This window comes from Acinetobacter sp. MD2(2019), assembly GCF_035615615.1.
Taxonomy (GTDB): domain Bacteria; phylum Pseudomonadota; class Gammaproteobacteria; order Pseudomonadales; family Moraxellaceae; genus Acinetobacter.
Map to the genome: position 1 here is coordinate 48,151 of NZ_VTDU01000008.1, position 20,460 is coordinate 68,610.

15 protein-coding genes and 1 pseudogene are annotated in these 20,460 nt (G+C 40.6%); 8 read left to right on the forward strand and 8 right to left on the reverse strand.

All coding sequences use genetic code 11. The features are described from left to right. Window positions 1-60 precede the first annotated feature (60 nt). On the forward strand, window positions 61-2,049 hold the full coding sequence (locus I2F62_RS06120; RefSeq protein ID WP_324626138.1) for a DUF262 domain-containing HNH endonuclease family protein: 1,989 nt from the start codon (window positions 61-63) through the stop codon (window positions 2,047-2,049). 89 nt (window positions 2,050-2,138) lie between these two features. Here I2F62_RS06120 and I2F62_RS06125 read toward each other — a convergent pair. After that, a pseudogene (locus tag I2F62_RS06125) lies at window positions 2,139-3,158 on the reverse strand (molecular chaperone DnaJ). Between the two features lie 153 nt (window positions 3,159-3,311). Here I2F62_RS06125 and lpxO point away from each other — a divergent pair. After that, window positions 3,312-4,217 carry a lipid A hydroxylase LpxO gene (gene lpxO, locus I2F62_RS06130; protein WP_324626139.1) on the forward strand — a complete coding sequence of 302 codons (906 nt, stop codon included), beginning with the start codon at window positions 3,312-3,314 and terminating at the stop codon, window positions 4,215-4,217. A gap of 45 nt (window positions 4,218-4,262) precedes the next feature. On the opposite strand, the gene I2F62_RS06135 is transcribed toward lpxO, so the two are convergent. Further along, window positions 4,263-4,880: a MarC family protein gene (locus I2F62_RS06135; protein ID WP_324626140.1), complete on the reverse strand. Its 618-nt coding sequence runs from the start codon at window positions 4,878-4,880 to the stop codon at window positions 4,263-4,265. Between the two features lie 20 nt (window positions 4,881-4,900). Further along, a complete protein-coding gene (locus I2F62_RS06140; protein WP_324626141.1) occupies window positions 4,901-6,973 on the reverse strand; it encodes a choline transporter in 2,073 nt (690 codons plus the stop codon). A 362-nt stretch (window positions 6,974-7,335) separates the two neighbouring features. Between I2F62_RS06140 and betI the strand changes: the two genes are divergently transcribed. The 3 genes from betI to betA all read left to right on the forward strand — a co-directional run bounded on the left by betI (window position 7,336) and on the right by betA (window position 11,204). Next, entirely contained in the window at window positions 7,336-7,950 is a 615-nt protein-coding gene (betI, locus tag I2F62_RS06145) for a transcriptional regulator BetI (RefSeq protein ID WP_324626142.1), read from the forward strand. 3 nt (window positions 7,951-7,953) lie between these two features. Next, window positions 7,954-9,426, forward strand: coding sequence for a betaine-aldehyde dehydrogenase (betB, locus tag I2F62_RS06150; RefSeq protein ID WP_324626143.1), 1,473 nt, complete (start codon window positions 7,954-7,956; stop codon window positions 9,424-9,426). Between the two features lie 74 nt (window positions 9,427-9,500). Beyond that, complete coding sequence (gene betA / locus I2F62_RS06155) at window positions 9,501-11,204, forward strand: choline dehydrogenase (protein WP_324626144.1); 1,704 nt, start codon at window positions 9,501-9,503, stop codon at window positions 11,202-11,204. Window positions 11,205-11,270: 66 nt separating this feature from the next. On the opposite strand, the gene I2F62_RS06160 is transcribed toward betA, so the two are convergent. Then, a complete protein-coding gene (locus I2F62_RS06160; protein ID WP_324626145.1) occupies window positions 11,271-11,849 on the reverse strand; it encodes a DJ-1/PfpI family protein in 579 nt (192 codons plus the stop codon). A 252-nt stretch (window positions 11,850-12,101) separates the two neighbouring features. Between I2F62_RS06160 and I2F62_RS06165 the strand changes: the two genes are divergently transcribed. Beyond that, a complete protein-coding gene (locus I2F62_RS06165) occupies window positions 12,102-12,755 on the forward strand; it encodes an SMI1/KNR4 family protein (RefSeq protein ID WP_324626146.1) in 654 nt (217 codons plus the stop codon). An 82-nt stretch (window positions 12,756-12,837) separates the two neighbouring features. On the opposite strand, the gene I2F62_RS06170 is transcribed toward I2F62_RS06165, so the two are convergent. The 3 genes from I2F62_RS06170 to I2F62_RS06180 all read right to left on the reverse strand — a co-directional run bounded on the left by I2F62_RS06170 (window position 12,838) and on the right by I2F62_RS06180 (window position 17,004). Next, complete coding sequence (locus I2F62_RS06170; protein ID WP_324626147.1) at window positions 12,838-14,037, reverse strand: amino acid aminotransferase; 1,200 nt, start codon at window positions 14,035-14,037, stop codon at window positions 12,838-12,840. Window positions 14,038-14,104: 67 nt separating this feature from the next. Continuing rightward, complete coding sequence (gene cueR, locus I2F62_RS06175; RefSeq protein WP_324626148.1) at window positions 14,105-14,515, reverse strand: Cu(I)-responsive transcriptional regulator; 411 nt, start codon at window positions 14,513-14,515, stop codon at window positions 14,105-14,107. A 5-nt stretch (window positions 14,516-14,520) separates the two neighbouring features. After that, entirely contained in the window at window positions 14,521-17,004 is a 2,484-nt protein-coding gene (locus I2F62_RS06180; protein WP_324626149.1) for a heavy metal translocating P-type ATPase, read from the reverse strand. A 167-nt stretch (window positions 17,005-17,171) separates the two neighbouring features. On the opposite strand from I2F62_RS06180, the gene I2F62_RS06185 reads away from it, so the two are divergent. Beyond that, window positions 17,172-17,369 carry a heavy metal-associated domain-containing protein gene (locus I2F62_RS06185; protein WP_324626150.1) on the forward strand — a complete coding sequence of 66 codons (198 nt, stop codon included), beginning with the start codon at window positions 17,172-17,174 and terminating at the stop codon, window positions 17,367-17,369. A 157-nt stretch (window positions 17,370-17,526) separates the two neighbouring features. Then, window positions 17,527-19,932 carry a membrane-bound PQQ-dependent dehydrogenase, glucose/quinate/shikimate family gene (locus tag I2F62_RS06190; protein ID WP_324626151.1) on the forward strand — a complete coding sequence of 802 codons (2,406 nt, stop codon included), beginning with the start codon at window positions 17,527-17,529 and terminating at the stop codon, window positions 19,930-19,932. A gap of 212 nt (window positions 19,933-20,144) precedes the next feature. Here I2F62_RS06190 and acpP read toward each other — a convergent pair whose 3' ends face one another. Beyond that, the gene (acpP, locus tag I2F62_RS06195) at window positions 20,145-20,381 is read right to left on the reverse strand and encodes an acyl carrier protein (RefSeq protein WP_324626152.1); all 237 of its coding nucleotides are present in this window, start codon (window positions 20,379-20,381) and stop codon (window positions 20,145-20,147) included. Window positions 20,382-20,460: the final 79 nt, after the last annotated feature.

Sequence of the window (20,460 nt, forward strand, 5' to 3'; positions counted from 1 at the left end):
ATCATTTGATCTAATTTGTAGTATAAAGGGCTGATTATTCAGCCCTTTATTTTTTATGATATGCAAAATCAATTACAAACATTAGCACAAATATTCAGTGACTGTATTTTTCGTATACCAGATTATCAACGAGGTTATGCTTGGTCAGAAAAGCAACTCAAAGATTTCTGGAATGATTTAAAACAAGTCAAAGAAAAAGAAAACCACTATACAGGAGTAATAACACTAGAAGTTGTTCCTGAAAACATTTATAAGAAATGGGATAATGATCTTTGGATCATAGACTCAAGAAGCTATACACCATATTATATTGTAGATGGCCAACAAAGATTAACTACATCTATTATCTTAATTCAATGTATATTAGAAATGATAAATAATGATGATCTTTTAAATTTTACTGCTAAAGATGATATTATTAAAAGATTTATCTTTGAATCTAAGGATAAGAAAATAACACGATCCTACATATTTGGATATGAACATGACAATCCAAGTTATGAATTTTTGATTACTCAAATTTTTGGTGAAAAATTATCAAGCAATTCATTTAAAGAAACAATATATACACAAAACCTTCTTTTCGCAAAAAAATTATTTATAGAAAAAATTAAAGATTATTCAATAGAAGAGTTAGAAAACCTATATAAAAAAATCACACAACAATTATTATTTAATACATTCACAATCACTCAGGATGTAGATGTCTGTGTTGCTTTTGAAACAATGAATAATCGTGGTAGGCCACTTAGTTACCTAGAGTTGTTAAAAAATCGTTTAATTTTCTTATCATTAAAATTAGAAGATGATGAAGATGAAAAAAAACAACTTAGAATAACGATTAATGATTGTTGGAAATCAATATATCATAACTTAGGCAGAAATAAAGATAAGCCATTAGATGATGACTTATTTCTTCAATATCACTATCTTATCCATTTTGGTTCAGATTTATTAAGTACAGATAATGAAGGTTTTACTGGCCTTCGTGCACCTAAATATAGTAACAATGGTGACTTTTATACCCAAGGTTTACTAGAGGAAAAGTTTACTGCAGAGAATATTTACTTAGAAAGTGAAAATAAAATTGATTTAAATTATATATTTAAGTACACACAATCACTGCAAGAAAGTGTAGAAACTTGGTACAACATTTGGAATCCTATGGATTCAACTTATTCAGATGAAGAGAAAATATATTTAGATAAACTCAATCGAATAGAATCCATTTATTTTAAGCCTCTAACGCTTCTATTTATGCAAAAGGTTAAAAATCAATCAATAAAAATTGATTTTTTGAAAACAATTGAAAAATTTGATTTCCTTATCAAAATAACGGATCGAAATGTTATAAGAAATTATAGTAAGTTTAAAACAATACAATCTTTAGTTTTACATTTATGTACTGAATTAAAAAATGAAAGAGTTGAAGCTGTTCAATTAATCACAACACTAAATGATATATCTAGTAAAATAAAAAGTGACAGCCTATTACCAATCCTTAGACAATCTCTTAAAAATAATAATTTCTACGAATGGGATATGATAAGGTACTTTTTATTTGAATATAACCTTTCACTGCAATATAAATCTAAAACAGAAAGATCTAAGATTAATTGGTCTGCATTCAATGAAATTTATGAAAAAGACTTTATGACCATTGAACATATTTATCCACAAAATACAAGATCAGCTGAGTGGGCTATATTTAAAGACTTTAACTCAAAAGAAAAGAAAACTCTACGTAATAGTCTAGGTAACTTACTTCCTCTATCTCAACCCAAAAACTCATCCTTATCCAACAAATCTTTCAGAGATAAAGTAAATGGTAAAGATGGTTCTTATATTGGTTATCGTTTCGGTTGCTATGCAGAAAATGAAATATCAAATTTGGTAGCATGGACTCCTGAAGCTATTTTAGAACGGGGAATTACATTATTAAATTTCATGGAAAAACGTTGGGGACTAAAACTAGGGACAGAAGAGGATAAAATATCTTTATTAGGTTTAGATTTTTTACCTAGAAAAATAGTAGTTAAAACCATCTAGCGCCATCCAAAAGATGCAAGTTTTAATTATCAAGTATATATAGGTGTATGATTTATTATAACTCCCTCTTCCTACAGGATGAGGGAAATCTATAAAACCCCACCCTCCAACAACACCACCACCCCACTCACTTTTCCCATAAACTGCAATCGCTTCTTTTCAGTCGTTAATTGTTGTTTTAACTCCGCACAGTCAGCGTCAATACTTTTATAAACCTGTGCTATGTTCACCTGCTTTGCCACATGCAAAGACTGTAAAATCTCATCCAGTTGGCTGTCCAATCTTACACTTTGTGCTTGCAAAGCCAATTGATAAAACTTCACTTGCTCGGCAGAAAGTGGCTTATCGTTGAAAGACTTATTTCGCTCCAGCTGTAACTGCAATTTCAGCAAATAAAACAAATCTTGCTGTTCATAGGCTTGGCTAACCTGTTGGAACAATGCGGTTTTCTCAGATTTTTTGGTTTCATCTTGCTCACGGTCAGGGTGAATCAACGCAGTAATTTTTAAATAAACCGTTTTCAGCGACTGCGTTGCCATAAGCTCGGCTTTTTCACGTTTTTGTTGTAAGCGTTGCTGTTTGGCATATTCTTTGGCTTGTTGGTGCTGATGTCCAGCATAATCAAAATCATGGTTCATAGCTTTAGTACCTGCCTTGTTTTGATTTAGTTCAACACTATCAAAAGATTGATCATTTTTTTGCTGTACAGTTTTGTTTTTCTTATTTTTACTGGCGTTAAATTGCTGATAAAACGTATCTAATTGTAGAACATCTTCAAGCTGTAGCGATGTTAACAGTTTGGATGACTTTAATATTTGAACTAACTGCATGATTTTTACATCTAACTGTGCTACTTCAGCTTTGCTAAAATGATGGCTTTACATCAACTTTGACAGTTGTTGTAGTTGCCCAAACAACACTTCATGCAATTCACGATAAATCGGCATAAGTTTTTGTTGCAGATATTGCTGAATCTCTAGCTGTGCATGTTGCCATTGCTTGAGCGTAATTTTTTGCTGTTCAATTTGCTCAATTAACGTATTCAGCTTTTTTTGCTGTGGCGAAAGTTCAGCTTTAGGCTGTGAGCGTGTTTTGACTAAAAAAGACATGATCGCAACCCTTGTAAAATAAAGCCCAGTGTAGCAAATGGTGCGGCATGCTACACTTTCTAAAAATTAAGATTTACAATACCCATATTCAATCTATTTACCGAATGACAAGCAGTAACTGCTTTAGTCATTTTCAACCATTGCGAATTCTTTATGTATGCCATTATTCTTATCAGTATTTTTCTGATTAGCTTACTTTATACATATTTACGCGGTAAAGAGCGCCTGAAATTTTCACGTCAACTTTTTGACCATTCTACATTTTTAGGCCCTGTGAATATGTTTATGACGGGCTTTTCACGTTTGCCTGCTCAACCTTTTTTTAATGTTGAGCAATTTCCAGATCTCAAGCCCTTACAAGAGAACTGGACAATCATTCGTGATGAAGCACTCGCGTTGCAAAACCAAATTAAAGCCGCCCAAAGTAATAACGATGCCGGTTTTAACACGTTTTTTAAGCGCGGTTGGAAACGTTTTTATTTGAAATGGTACGGCGATAGTCACCCTTCAGCGCAGCAACTTTGTCCTAAAACGGTCGCGCTATTAGAAAAAATTCCGTCAGTTAAAGCCGCCATGTTTGCAGAACTTCCGTCAGGTAGCTATTTAGGTAAACACCGTGACCCTTATGCAGGATCTATTCGTTATCACTTGGGTTTAAGTACCCCCAATGATGATGCTTGCTTTATTGAAGTCGACCAAGAGCGACATAGCTGGCGCGATGGTGAAGCCACATTATTTGATGAAACCTATGTTCATTGGGCGCAAAATCAAAGCGATCAAACTCGTATTATTTTATTTTGCGATATTGAACGTCCAATGAAATGGCCATGGGCGCAAAAATTTAATCATTGGTTTGGTAAAAATATCATGTCGGCCTCTGCTTCACCCAACGATGAGCAAGATCAAACGGGTGGGATTAACCGTGTTTTTAAATATTTTTATGCCATTCATACTAAAGGGCGTGAATTAAAAGCTAAAAATCGGAAGTTGTATTATTTAAGCAAGTGGGCATTATTTTTAGTGCTGATTGGCATTATTTTATTGCCTAGTTTTATTTAAAAAAAAGAGGAATTAAGTTGGACTTAATTCCTCTTTTACCTTCAGTTAAATATTGGCATGCACCAAATTACTAATGCCCGTCACAATCATATCCACCGCAATCGAACCAATTAACAGTGCAGATAATCGGCCGACAATATCAAAGTAATAGTCGATATATTTGGCATGTTTATAACGCAAATTATCATGCATAAATTTCATTAAAATTAAAATAATGCAGGTTAAACCCAGTGTAACCGCCATAATAATCGCGGTTTTAGTCATACCAATATCAATGCCTGTCACCACCGCCGCACTAATGGTGCCGGGGCCAATCATAAACGGCATGGCCACGGTTCCCGCCAAATGTTCGGGCGCACCACGAATCGCTCCGATGGTGTCCGCACCCTGAAACACATAGCGGTAACCAATCACCAAGAAGATAATGCCGCCAAAAATTTGAAAAGATTCAAACCGTACATTCAAATAACGATTAAAAATCGCCTCACCACCCCACGCAAAAAACAGAAAGACAAAATATGCAATTAGACTGCCTTGAACCAGCGCCCGATTAAAAATTTTGGCTTCGGTATTGCGAATCATACCAATCATATAAATGCTCATTAAAAATGGATTGAGCAAGGTAAAAAATAGAACGAATGAATGAATATACGGCGATAACATATAACAAACTCAAGTTAAATTTAAGATGAAGGATCAGGGAAATTCAGTGTTTTACCTGGCGTTTCACGATTCAGATGCAAGAAGGTCAAATGACGTTCATATTTATCTAAAACATCATTAATCACCTGCTCTTTATTGTAACCCACCAAATCGTTGCCCTGACTGCCTTCAAATAAGAAGGTTTCTAAGCGATAGTAAAATATTTTTCCAAATTTACTGCGTTTACTAAATTCAGGTGCTTGATAGCGTTGTGGCCAAATTTGATAGATAAAATTTTGCTCACTTTCTAAATCGATGGTTAAGTCGATGTGATACAAATCTTTATCGTCATCATCAATGGGCACGGTTACCAGTTGTACTTGAGCGCCTTTTTCTTGCAACTCACGAACCACCTCTTTTAGCGCGGGCAAACAAATTTGGTCTAACATGCGTAGAGTCGATTTACTTCCCGGATGATGCATTACACGGGTTAGACGTTGTTTCCAATTTAAAATATCGACATTACCCACCACTGGCGCTGCATTTAAATGACGGCTTTGGTCGCGATAATCTTCTAACCGTAGCGATTTAAATAAACCTGCAACCACAAACATCATCACAAAACTAAACGGTAAACCCATAATGACGGTGGCTTTTTGCAATGAGCTGACACCATCGGTCATCAGCATGGCAAGGGTTAATAAGGCAATGGCAACCGCCCAGAAAATACGAATCCAGTTGGGTGCATCGCTATTTACATCGTGTAGGCGATAGGTGAAGTTGCCTAAAACAATTGCGCCAGAATCTGCCGAGGTCACATAAAACAGTAAACCGGTAATAAAGGCAATAACGGCAGTAACAGAAAACCAAGGATAGGTCGACAGTAATTTATAAAAGCCCAGTTCTGGTTTTGCCATAATTTCTTGCGCGAAGGCTAAATTGCCATGAACCACTTGGTACAGCGCACTATTTCCCATTACCGAAAGCCAAGCCAAGGTAAAAATAAAAGGAATAATTAAGGTGCCTGTTACAAATTGGCGAATGGTTCGCCCTTTAGAAATTCGTGCCAAAAATAGCCCGACAAATGGCGACCAAGCCACCCACCACGCCCAGAAGAATAAGGTCCAGTCTTTAATCCACTGAGTGGTTTTAGGTGATTGGTCTTGGTTATAGGCAAAAGTATCTAAAGTCATGGCCGGAAAACGACTAATATAATCGCCGACATTTAACACCAATGCATTCAGTAAAAAGTGCGTGTCACCCATAAACAATAGGAACAGTACCAATCCTAAAGCAAAATAGACATTCATCTCCGATAAAAACTTGACGCCTTTATCTACCCCAGTAATGGCAGAAATAATGGTGATAATCACCGCCAAAACCACCAAAGCCGCTTGTACAGATAAGCCTTCAGGCACACCGAATAATGTACTTAAGCCGTAATTTAGCTGTACCACACCAATACCACAGGTGGTGGCAATACCAAAAATGGTGCCCAGAACCGCAGCAATATCGACCAAATGTCCAACAATGCCATTCACTTTATCGCCAAAAATCGGGTATAACGCCGAACGAATAGTCAATGGTAAGTTGTAGCGATACGCAAAATAGCCCAACGAAATGCCAATCAGTGCATACATACACCAACCGGTTAAACCATAGTGAAACACTGTCCAAGTAATGGCTTGACGGGCAGCCTCAATGGTTTGTCCTTCACCCACTGGCGGTTGCATATATTGCATAATCGGTTCGGCAACCGAGAAGAACATTAAATCAATCCCAATACCTGCGGCAAAGAGCATGGCCGACCAGCTCATTAAACTAAATTCAGGCTTAGAATGCTTTGGCCCGAGTTTTACATCGCCATAGCGAGAACAGGCTAAAAATAATACAAAAACAATATAAACCGATGCTGCGGCAAAATAATACCAACCGAAGGTGGCACTCACCCAATCGAGAACAACATCTAAACTATGTGCAGCCAGTTGATTAAAGGCAATGGTAAAAAAAGAAAATGCCAAGACTAGGCCGGCAGAGACATAAAAAACCATTTTATTTAAACGGTTTTTAGGTGCAGCGGAACTCGCTGTACTGGAAGAATTTATAGATTCCATATCTTCCTCTTGTATTCATCATTAAATTGAAATGCATAAAAAATGCAGCTTGAATAAAAAAACGACAGATATTTTTTTGATAATGATGGCTTAACACACGACATCGCTATCAAAAAACATCCTCTAAAAATGGAGAATCAACCGCACACCTCCTATTAAAACATTGGTTTGTATTCACATTATTACAAAAGAGTAACCTCAATTTTGATTTAAAAACAATCACAGAGCGTCACGAGTAACACAGACTATACGTTCAATTGATTGATTGTTCAATCAATTGAACGTATGATCGTTGTAAACACGATATGACATTGTTTGTTTATTCCTTTATTTACTCTCTTTCGTTAAAAGATATTTTTGCTATGAATCGTCCTCGCGTTCAACCTGAACATGTCCGCCGTCAACAAATTATGGATGCTGCCTTTGTGGTGGCCACCGAAGAAGGGCTGATTAATACCACCATTGCAAAAATTGCCAAACAGGCGCAACTTTCAACCGGTATTGTGAGCCATCATTTTGGTGATAAACAAGGATTGATTAAAGCCTGTATGCGCGAAATGTTGCGTATATTACACACGAAAGTGAATGATTATCGGAGTACGGCTGCGTCATCTGCACAAGCACAAATTAAGGCAATTATTGATGCAAATTTTGATGCCAGCCAAACCACGCCTCAAGCCATGCGCCTTTGGCTTGAGTTTTGGTCGGCCAGTTTGCATACCTCAGAATTGCAACGCTTACAGCAGATTAACGACCGCCGCCTTTATTCAAATTTATATTTTTATTTTTTGCAGCTTCTACCGCAAACACAAAGTCAAATTGCAGCCACAGCCTTAGCGGCATTAATTGATGGATTATGGTTACGCGGTAGTTTAGGCGGTTCCAAACAATCCTTCGATGCAGAACAAGCACGTCATATTGCCTATAGCTATTTAGAGATGCAGCTTCATCTTTATAGCGCAGTTCAAGGAGATTAAAACATGCAAAACACCTCTGTTTACCCACTGTATATTCATGGCAAATACGTACAAGCCACAAGTGGTCAAAGCTTTGAAAGCATTAATCCTGCAACTGGCGAAGTCATTGCAACGGTTCAACAAGCCTCTAAAGCCGATATTGAAGCGGCAGTGGCAAGCGCGGTAGAAGGTCAAAAAGTGTGGGCTGCCAAAACGGCAATGGAACGCTCACGTATTTTACGCCGTGCGGTGGATATTTTACGTGAACGTAATGATGAACTTGCTCACTTAGAAACCTTAGACACGGGTAAAGCCTATAGCGAAACCTCAACCGTGGATATTGTCACTGGTGCAGATGTTTTAGAATATTACGCCGGTCTTGCAACAGCCATTCAAGGCGAGCAAGTGCCTTTACGCGAAAGTAGCTTTTTCTATACCCGCCGTGAACCTTTGGGCGTGGTTGCAGGCATTGGCGCATGGAACTATCCAATTCAAATTGCGCTGTGGAAATCTGCCCCTGCTTTAGCCGCAGGCAATGCGATGATTTTTAAACCCAGTGAAGTTACGCCTTTAAGCGTATTTAAACTGGCCGAAATTTATACCGAAGCGGGCCTACCTGCCGGCGTCTTCAACGTGGTGCAAGGCGCAGGCCGTGAAATTGGTCAACTGCTGACCGAACACCCTACCATTGAAAAAATTTCTTTTACTGGTGGAGTCGAAACAGGCAAAAAGGTTATGGCCAGTGCCGCAGGTTCAACCTTAAAAGAAGTGACCATGGAGCTTGGCGGCAAATCACCCCTGATTATTTGCGCCGACGCCAACCTTGACCGCGCAGCCGACATTGCCGTTATGGCAAACTTCTTTAGTTCAGGACAAGTCTGCACCAATGGGACTCGCGTTTTTGTGCCTGAATCGATGAAAGCTGATTTTGAACACGCTGTGGTTGAACGTGTCAAACGCATTCGCATGGGTGATCCACTCGATGCCAATACGAACTTCGGCCCGCTGACCAGTTTTGCCCATATGGAAAAAGTCTTAGGCTATATTGAATCGGGTAAACAACAAGGTGCCAAACTCTTAATTGGTGGCGAGCGCGCAACAGCAGGCAATTTAGCCCAAGGCGCATATGTGCAAGCGACCATTTTTACCGACTGCACCGATGACATGAAAATTGTCCAAGAAGAAATTTTTGGCCCTGTGATGAGCATCTTAAGTTATTCAAACATAGATGAAGCAATTAGCCGTGCCAACAACAGCATTTTTGGTTTGGCTGCGGGCGTGGTGACGCAAGATATTTCACAAGCGCATCAAATTATTCACCAACTTGAAGCCGGTATTTGCTGGATTAACACATGGGGCGAATCGCCTGCCGAAATGCCCGTAGGTGGTTATAAAGAATCTGGCGTTGGCCGTGAAAATGGCATTTCAACCCTCAACCACTACACGCGCACTAAATCCATTCAAGTTGAATTGGGCGAATACAGCTCGATTTTCTAATTTCCTTCGCCATGCACGCGATGTGCATGGCACTTTCACCCTCTATTTCCACCTCAATTTTTAGGACAGAAACGATGGCGAATCAAGAATACGATTATATTATTATTGGCGCAGGCTCGGCAGGCAATGTCCTTGCAGCGCGCTTAACTGAAGATGCAGATGTTTCAGTATTATTATTAGAAGCCGGTGGCCCAGACTACCGTCTCGATTTTCGTACCCAAATGCCGGCAGCACTCGCCTTCCCTTTACAAGGCAGACGCTATAACTGGGCCTATGAAACCGACCCTGAACCACACATGAACAATCGCCGTATGGAATGTGGCCGTGGTAAAGGTTTAGGCGGATCATCGCTGATTAACGGGATGTGTTATATCCGTGGGAATGCCATGGACTTAGACAACTGGGCCACCTTTAAAGGTTTAGAAGAATGGAGTTATGCCGACTGCTTACCGTATTACCGTAAAGCAGAAACCCGAGATATTGGCGCCAACGATTACCATGGTGGTCAAGGTCCTGTTAGTGTAACCACTCCAAAAGCCGGCAATAACGTATTATTCCACGCTATGGTTGAAGCGGGTGTACAAGCTGGTTATCCTCGTACTGACGATTTAAATGGTTATCAACAAGAAGGCTTCGGCCCGATGGATCGTACAGTGACTCCACAAGGTCGTCGCTCTAGTACGGCGCGTGGTTATTTAGATATGGCCAAAGGTCGTCCCAATTTAACCATTAAAACCCATGCTGTGACCGATAAAATTTTATTTTCAGGTAAACGTGCCATTGGTGTGCAATATTTACAAGGCAGCGATACCACACCAACAGTAGTGAATGCGCGCCGTGAAGTATTGCTGTGTGCAGGCACTATTGCATCACCACAAATTTTACAGCGCTCAGGTGTTGCCGCAAAAGCGTTACTCGATAAATTTGGCATTCCTGTGGTGCATGACTTACCGGGCGTTGGTGAAAATCTACAAGACCATTTAGAAATGTACTTACAATATGAGTGTAAACAGCCAGTTTCACTCTACCCTGCATTGCAGTGGTATAACCAACCTGCCATTGGTGCGGAATGGTTATTTTTAGGTAAAGGCACTGGTGCAAGTAACCAATTTGAAGCAGGCGGTTTTATTCGTAGCCGTGAAGAATTTGAATGGCCAAATATTCAATATCATTTCTTACCTGTTGCCATTAACTACAATGGTTCGAACGCGGTCAAAGAACATGGCTTCCAAGCCCATGTTGGTTCAATGCGCTCTCCGTCACGTGGACGTATCCGCATTAAAAGTTTAAATCCGCACGATCACCCAAGTATCTTGTTTAACTACATGTCGACCGAACAAGATTGGCAAGAATTCCGAGATGGTATTCGTATCACCCGTGAAATCATGCAGCAACCTGCGTTAGACCCGTATCGTGGCCGAGAAATCAGCCCAAGCCGTAGCGCAAAAACCGATGCCGAATTAGATGCTTTTGTGCGTGAACATGCCGAAACGGCCTTCCATCCATCGTGTAGTTGTAAAATGGGTGAAGATGATATGGCAGTGGTCGATGCTCAAGCACGCGTACACGGTGTTGAAGGGTTACGTGTGGTCGATGCCTCAATTATGCCGCTAATTATTACGGGTAACTTAAATGCCACCACCATTATGATTGGTGAAAAAATTGCCGATGTAATTCGTGGTCAAAAATTACCACGTTCTGAAGCACCTTACTTTAAAGCCAACCCGAAACATTTACGTAATGCACCATTGCGTGAGTTTGACGAAAACTTATTGTAATTTTAATGCATTAAAACCTAAAAAAATCCCGATTGCTGTTCGCAGCCATCGGGATTTTTTATGGACTTAAATTTCAATTCGCGCGCCCAATACTTTTACAAACTGGGCAAGCCACGCCGGATGCGCAGGCCATGCCGGTGCTGTCACCAAATGTCCATCGGTTACCGCTTCGGTGACGTCAATATCGGCATAATTTCCTCCAGCCAATTTCACCTCTGCGGCACAGGCAGGATACGCCGAGCAAGTTTTCCCTGTAATAACGCCAGCTGCGGCCAAAAGTTGTGGCCCATGACACACCGCCGCAATCGGTTTTTGTGCAGCATCAAACTGCTGCACAATTTCAATCACCCGCGGGTACATGCGTAAATATTCAGGCGCGCGCCCGCCCGGAATTAACAAGCCCACATAATTTTCAATATTCACCGCATCAAAGTCATAATTAATAGCAAAGTTATGCCCACGTTTTTCACTATAGGTTTGCTGACCTTCAAAGTCGTGAATGGCGGTGGCAATGCTATCGCCCGCTTTTTTTTCGGGACAAACGGCATGTACCACATAACCAAGGCCAAGTAAAAATTGAAATGGCACCATGGTTTCATAATCTTCGGCGTAATCACCAACCAGCATTAATATTTGTTTTGTCATTGTTTCGTCCTCGTGTGTTGTTCTATACATCATCAATCAAGATGTTTTATTCACATTGTTACTGTCATTTATACTAGGTAAGCATCGTTTAAAAATCAATCTAACCTATACATTAAACCGAATTAAAATTTGCGCATAAAATAAACAATAATCAAGAAAAAACCATGATGTTTCACTACAAAAAAATAGCAGATTCAACAAAACGCTGCGCTAAAATATGATTAAATTCAATTCACTTGATAGTAAGAAAACATGTCGATCGCACCCTTTCAACAACATTTGCAAGACATAGAACAGTGGCTGTGTATTCATGCACCTAAAATTGTGCATGAATCGTTTAACTTGCCTGCAACAGCAGATCAGTTAGACCAATTAGAACAAACCATTCAAAAGCCAATTCCACAAGCATTTAAAGAACTCTATGCTTGGCATAATGGTTTCAATGCCCAATCTGCCAATGTGGGCAGTTTATTTTATGGCTTAGACTTTTTTGATATCGATTTTGTTCAAAAAAATTATTTGGAAGTAAAAAACGCACAAGAAGATACTTTCTTCAAAATGGAAAATGTTGATTCAGGCATAAACCCTGAAAACCACCGTAATCCATTATGGATAAAATTTGGTGATGATTCCGCGCGTAGCAGTATCGCTTTAGATTTAGATCCACAGAATCCGAAGCAATATGGACAAATTATCTTTATAGATTATGAGTATGATGCGGTGCTGCTGGTTGCAAACTCAATAGAAGAATTGGTCGAAACGTTTTTACTGGATTTAAAACAAGGTCATTATTTGTTAAATGAAGAAGCCTTGGAAGATGGCAATCACTTTCTTGATTGCATCCCCGAAATCGATTTAAACAATTGGAAATCTAAAAGCAATATTCGTTGGAAAAGAAATTTTTAATGAAGCGCTAAAGCATTTTTGAATATGCCCCCATAACTGAAATTTCATTTATGGGGGCATATATGTCGTTTAGTACAAACAATTAAACCGCAAGGACTTTGGCAATCGACTCCGCCACATAGTACACATTGTTTTTATTTAAGCCCGCAACGCACATGCGTCCGCTACGCAATAAATAAATGGCGAATTCTTCGCGTAAACGGTCTACTTGTTCGGCAGTTAAGCCCGTGTAACTGAACATTCCACGTTGATTCACCAAATAACTAAAGTCACGGTTTGGTACACGTTGGGTGAGTTCATCACGCAAAATCGTACGCATTTCGGCAATCCGCGCGCACATGCTGTGTAATTCTTCTTGCCAATCTAAACGCAAGGCTTCATCACTTAAAACAGTATCGACCAGTACCGCACCTGTAGTCGGTGGGCTTGAATAGATTTTGCGAACTGTAGCTTTGAACTGCCCTAACACATGCTCTGCATCGTCGCTAGAGTCGCAAACGGCAGTTAAGCCACCAACACGCTCGCCATATAAAGAGAAAATTTTAGAGAACGAATTACTCAATAAAAATTTTGCCCCAGCTTGATCTAAAGCATGAATTGCGTAAGCATCTTTTTCTAAATCTTCAGCAAAACCTTGGTAAGCAATATCCAAAAATGGAATAAGATTGCGCTCGATCAGCACAGCAATGACTTCATCCCACTGTGCAGGGGTTAAATCTGCACCGGTTGGGTTATGGCAGCACGGATGCAATAGTACAATGTCTTGCTCGGGCAATTGCTTTAAGCACGCCAACATGTCATCGAATGCCACGCCATTGGTATTGGCATCGAAATATGGATATTCGGCAACATCAAAACCCGCGCCTTGAAAAATCGCAATATGGTTTTCCCATGTTGGACGGCTGACCCACACTTTAGATTGCGGGAAATATTTTTTTAAGAAATCCGCACCCACTTTAAGTGCGCCTGAACCGCCTAAAGTTTGAATGGTCACCGCACGGTTTTCTGCTTTTGCCTTGCTGTTTTGACCCAGTAATAAGACTTGTGTTACATCGCAATAGCTTTTTAGACCCGACATTGGCAAGTAAAGTTTGGCTTTTTCAACTTCTTGATTGCTTCGCAGTGCCGCTTGTTTGACTGCATTCAACTGCGGCACAATGCCTTCTTCGGTGTAATACAACCCAATACTTAAATTGACTTTATTCGAGCGTTGATCTTTTTGGAATTTTTCCATTAACGTTAAAATTGGGTCGCCCGCATACGGTTCTACATGTTGAAACATAACTGATCCATCTTGATGATTTCCTCTGCATTATAAGCACAGATTTAAAGCTGAATTGACTCATTTTTTAGCCAGTTGAACATGGTGTCACACCCAACTCAATCTGTTCTAAAATAGGACACTCTGCCATTTCACCGCCGTCACAACAAGCGGCGGTTTGTTTTAAAATTGCCAGCATTGCTTGTAATTCAGCAATTCTTTTTTCTAGCTGATAGATGTGTTGTAACGCCAGTTGTTTCACTTCAGCACTTTGCCGACTTTGGTTGCGCCACAATGCCAATAATTCTTTAATTTGCGCCACCGAAAAATCGAGTTCGCGCGCGTGGGCAATAAACTGCAAACTTTTAATGTCTTGCGCCGAATAAATACGGTAACCCGCAGCACTGCGCTCAATATTGGGAAGTAGCCCCATCGTTTCATAATAACGAATCATTTTACTTGAAAGCCCAGTTAATTGAGCCACTTCACCAATATTCATCACAATCATCCTTGAGAGAACACCGCGTTAAAACGCTTTAAACGCAAAGCATTCCCTAATACAAATACCGAAGACATCGCCATAGCAAATGCTGCAAACATGGGCGATAACAAAATGCCATAGGCAGGATACAACGCGCCTGCTGCGACGGGAATTAAGGCTGCATTATATACAAATGCCCAAAATAAATTCTGCCGAATATTTGAAATTGTGGCTTTACTCAGTGCAATGGCGTTACTCACGCCTTGTAAGTTGCCCGACATTAACACCACATCTGCCGATTCAATCGCAATATCGGTGCCTGTACCAACGGCAATGCCAATATCTGCGGCGGCCAAAGCTGGCGCATCGTTAATACCATCGCCTACGAAAGCCAAACTGCCATATTTTTGCTGTAACGCTTTTACGCTGTTTGCTTTATCTGCAGGTAACACTTCTGCCACAACTTCATCAATCCCTAATTGCTTGGCAATGGCTTGTGCGGTTAAGTGATGATCGCCCGTAATCATGACAATTTTTAAGCCCAATTGATGCAAATGCTGAATGGCGCTGGCTGTGGTGGCTTTAATGGCATCTGCCACCACCAACATGGCTGCGAGTTGTCCATCGACGGCCATATAAATTGGTGTTTGACCGGCATTTGCCAATTGCTGCATTTTGTCATCGAATGCACTTAAAGACAGCCCAAGTTGTTGCATTAAGCGTGCTGCACCCAAATGAATTTGATGACCATCTATACTCGCTTCTACGCCATAACCGGTCAGCGCCTTAAACTGTTCAACGCTTGGCAGTTGAATGTGCTGTGCTTGTGCATGATCAACAATAGCGTTGGCAATCGGATGTTCAGATTTTTGCTCAACGGCTGCCGCCCACGCCAGAATTTGGGTTGCATCAAACGGAGCTAAAACCTCGAATTCAGTTAAGCTTGGTTTGCCTTCGGTGAGTGTTCCAGTTTTATCAAATGCCACCACTTTGGCTTGTTGTAAGTGTTGCAATGCATCGCCTTGTTTGAACAAAATACCCAACTCTGCACCGCGACCAGTACTAACCATAATTGAGGTCGGAGTTGCCAACCCCATGGCACAAGGGCATGCAATAATGAGTACGGCAACCGCATTCACTAGCGCCAAACTTAACGCAGGTTGTGGCCCATAGAACCACCAAACGAAAAAGGTCATTGCAGCTAAGCCCATCACTACGGGAACAAACCAGAGGGTGACTTTGTCGACCAAACCCTGAATGGGTAATTTTGTGGCTTGCGCTTGTTCTACCAAATGCACAATTTGCGCAAGTAAGGTATTTGCACCCACAGCCGTTGCCTGAATCGTTAAGGTACCTTGCTGATTGATTGTGCCGGCCACCACAGCATCACCGACTTGTTTCGCTACCGCAAGCGGCTCGCCGGTAATCATGGACTCATCAATAAAGCTTTGCCCTTGCAAAACCTTCGCATCAACTGGAATTTTTTCTCCGGGCTGAATTAATAACTGCATGCCTTGCTGTACATCTGCAATAGCAACAGTTTGTATTTCACCATTTTTTAAAATTTTCGCAGTTTTGGGTTGTAAGCCTAATAAATGCTGGATTGCATTGGATGTTCTGCCCTTCGCTTTGGCTTCTAAATAACGGCCCAATAAAATTAAAGTCACAATCACCGCGGCAGATTCAAAATAAACATCTCTGCTACTTTGCGGCAATACATGAGGAAAAAACGTGGCAATACAAGAGAAGCTATAGGCCGCCAAGGTTCCCACGGCAACCAACGAGTTCATATCTGGCGCTAAGCGCAATAAAGCAGGTATGCCTTTTTGATAAAAGCGCCGACCTGCTAAAAGCAACACAAGGCTTGTGCAAACAAATTGAATTAAACGACTATTTTGCAGACCAATATGACTTGCAATAAAATGATGCACTGCGGGAAAAACGTGCCCAAACATTTCTAAAATAAATACTGGAAAGGTAAAAATAAGCGCAATATAAAAATCTTTTTTTAGTAATTTCGCTTCTTCTGCTCTGCGTTGTGCAAGTTCATTAACCTTACTAATTTGCTCGGGCAGAACAACACTGGCCTCGTAACCTGCGCGTGTTGTGGCTTGAATTAATGCATTTTCGGTGACGCCATCTTTTACCACAATTGTCGCTTTTTCTGTGGCTAAATTGACCTGTACATCTAGCACACCATCGACTTTTTGCAAGGCTTTTTCAACGCGTCCGACACATGATGCACAGGTCATACCTTGAATGGACAGCTCAACTTTTTTATCTGGTAAATCAATATCAAACCCAGCGCGATTCACTGCTTTTTCAAGCGTTTCGTTGTCTAACGCAATCTGGCTTTCAATGTGTGCTTGCTCGGTTGCTAAGTTAACACTGACCTGTGTTACGCCCTCTACTTTTGCCAAGGCTTTTTCAACCCGCCCAACACATGATGCACAGGTCATTCCTTTAATTTGTAAGTTTTTTATATACGACAATTGCGAATGATCCATAGCCAAACCTGAACGAGCAAACAAAGATATACAGCTAGTTTAAACCCTGACCTAGGGTTAAGGTCAATTAATTAAACAAGAATCAATTGCAATTGAATGTGTTCACTTGACCTTACCATTATGTTAAGCTTTAACATAAAGGAAATAAATATCCGGTAGAAAAACACATGAAACTCGAAATTCAGAACATGACTTGTGGTGGATGTGCTCGTGGCGTCACTGCAACAATTAAAGCCATTGATCCAAATGCAGAAATTAATATTGAACTCGAGCAAAAAATCGTAACTGTACATAGCCAAAGCAGTGCTGACGAAATTATGCATGCTCTGGCCGATGACGGCTTCCCCGCTTTACGCAAAGATTAAGTCTTAAAAGCTAAGATGAAGAGGAATTTTAGCTTTTATTATTTAATCCCAAACTTCTAGACACCCAAGAACAGCAAGATAAAACGTCAATCATTATTTTTATTCTGATTGGACTGTTTTGTGTGCTGTTCTGCTGTCATTTATTTAGGATTCATCTATGGAAGTATCCCCAACCCCACGCGGCATCATTCCAATTCGGATTTTTGCCGCATTATTACTGCTTCTAGCCCTGCCCTTACTTTTTGGTGGTGCTTATTTAGCTATTTTAGGTGGCTCTTGGTATTACCTGTTTGCAGGGATCATCCTAAGCGCATCTTCAGGTTTTCTATTTAAAAACAATTTAATGGGCGCCAAATTATTTGGGGTCTTTTTTGTTGTCACGCTGATTTGGACGATTTATGAAACAGGTAGTCGTTTCTGGGGCTGGGTACCGCGCCTTGCTTTAGTTGCCGTATTTGCCTTCTTCTTAACCTTATTGTTGCCATATATTGGACGTGGGGTTAGTCGCAAAATCTCTTATAGCCTGACCGCAGTGATTGGTGCTGCTTTTGTAGTGACGGGTATTTGTGCATTTTTACCACACAACAGCTATGAATCAGGTCAAGCATTGTCTGACAAACCATTGGTTGGAGCAGTCACTGATCCAACTCAAGCCGATTCGGACTGGACACATTATGGCCGTGACAGTAATGCAACGCGTTACTCGCCATTACAATTAATTAATACAGACAACGTTAAAGAGCTGAAACAAGCATGGGTCTATCGTACTGGCGATTTACCACCTGCGGGTAAAGACAACAAATGGGCTGCAGAACATACGCCAATTAAAGTCGGTAATGGCTTATACGTCTGTAGTGCAACCAATAATATCAGCCGTATTGACCCTGCAACAGGTAAAGAAGTCTGGAAATTTAAATCGGGCGTGGAATATAAAAGTGTTCCTTATACCGCTGCATGCCGTGGTTTAACCTATTATGAATCAAAAGTGATTCCACGTGGTCAAGCTTGCCATAGCCGTATTTTGGTCGGTACGCTAGACATGCGTTTAATTGCTGTCGACACTGAAACAGGTAAAACCTGTGAAGGCTTTGGTACACATGGTCAAACCGATTTAAATACTGGTATGGGACCTGTAACGCCTGGCTTTACTGCGGTCACTGCGCCTGTCGTTGTGGTAAATGACACCGTGATTACCAACCAAGAAGTGCGTGATAACCAACGCCGTTGGGCACCATCGGGCGTGATTCGTGGTTATGACGCAGAAACAGGTAAATTCAAATGGGCATGGGATGTTAAACGTCCAAACGACCATAGCGAACCAAAAGACGGACAAGAATACAGCCGTGGTACACCAAACTCGTGGACTGCCATGGTGGGTGATGACAAACTTGGCTTAATTTACGTTCCAATGGGCAATGCTGCTGCCGACCATTACAGCGCGTTACGTAGCCCTGAAGAAGAAAAAGTCAATGCTGCTGTGGTGGCACTCGATGCCAAAACAGGTGATTTACGTTGGTCTTTCCAAACGGTACATAAAGACGTTTGGGATCAAGATTTAGGTTCACAACCAACCTTAATGGACTACCCTGACAATACAGGTAAAGCTGTTCCTGCCATGTTAGTACCAACTAAATTAGGTCAAACCTTTATTTTAAACCGCATCACTGGTAAGCCTTTAACTCGCGTTGAAGAAAAAGCTGTTCCAACAACAGGTGGCGTAAAAGACGATCCACGTTCACCAACGCAACCGTTCTCGGTTGAAATTCCACGCTTGGGCGCTAATTTTGGCGACTTAAATGAAACCAAAATGTGGGGCATTTCACCTATCGACCAAATGATGTGTCGTATTAAATATCGTCAAGCCAATTACCAAGGTATTGATACACCACCAAGTTTAGACAAACCGTGGATCATGTATCCAGGTAACAATGGTGGTAGCGATTGGGGTAGCTATGCTTATGATGGTAACCGTGGTTTATTAATTGCCAACTGGAATAACACACCAATGTATGCCCAATTATTGTCTCGTAAAGAGGCAGATAAAGAAGGCTTGAAGTCAATGGATGATCCTAACTACAAATCTGTAGGTGGTGCGGGTCGACCAATGGCAGATACACCGTATGGCGTGAAAATCACTGCATTCTTCAGTTCAACAGGCATGCTGTGTAGCGAGCCACCGTATGGCATGATTACCGCTATTGATTTACATACCAAATCAATCTTGTGGCAGCATCCATTGGGTAGCGCAGAACGTAATGGGCCATTTAATATTGCAACCCATATGCCAATTAATATTGGTACACCAAACAACGGTGGCCCAATTATTACTGCGGGTGGTTTAACCTTCGTTGCAGCAACCACTGACGATAAGATCCGTGCTTTTGATAATCGCACAGGTAAAGAGTTATGGAGTGCAGTACTTCCTGCGGGTGGTCAAGCTACACCAATGACCTACTCCATTAATGGCGAGCAGTATCTCGTGATTATGGCGGGTGGTCATCACTTTATGAAAACACCTGTAGGGGATTATTTAGTGGCATTTAAATTGCCATCGAATAAATAATTGCTTTAGGTAATAAAAAACAGCGACTTCGGTCGCTGTTTTTTATTGGCCTCGTTTCGCAGCAAAGATGTTTAATTTTAGGTTGGCTTTATTTTAAGATTACATAATTTTAAGATCGGTCACGTTATCTGAGTGCATCAGCTAGAATAAAGGGATTTAACATAAAAAAACCACTTCAAAAGAAGTGGTTTTTTTTTAATCAGAACTGACAATTAGCCAAGTTTTTTAGCTACATAATCAATTGCAGATTGAACAGTTGTTAATTCGTTAGAATCTTCATCTGGAATAGTAATGTCGAAATCATTTTCAAAAGACATTACAAGTTCAACTAAGTCTAAAGAATCAGCACCTAAGTCATCTGTAAAAGATGCTTCGTTTTTGATTTCTTCAGCACGTAGACCCAATTGTTCTGCAACTGCTGCTTTAACACGTTGTTCGATATCGCTCACAGGAAATCTCCTCACTGCTTATGGCGTTTTTTAATGCCGTTAGTTTAATTGAATATTCAAAAATTTAAAAGGTTTACAG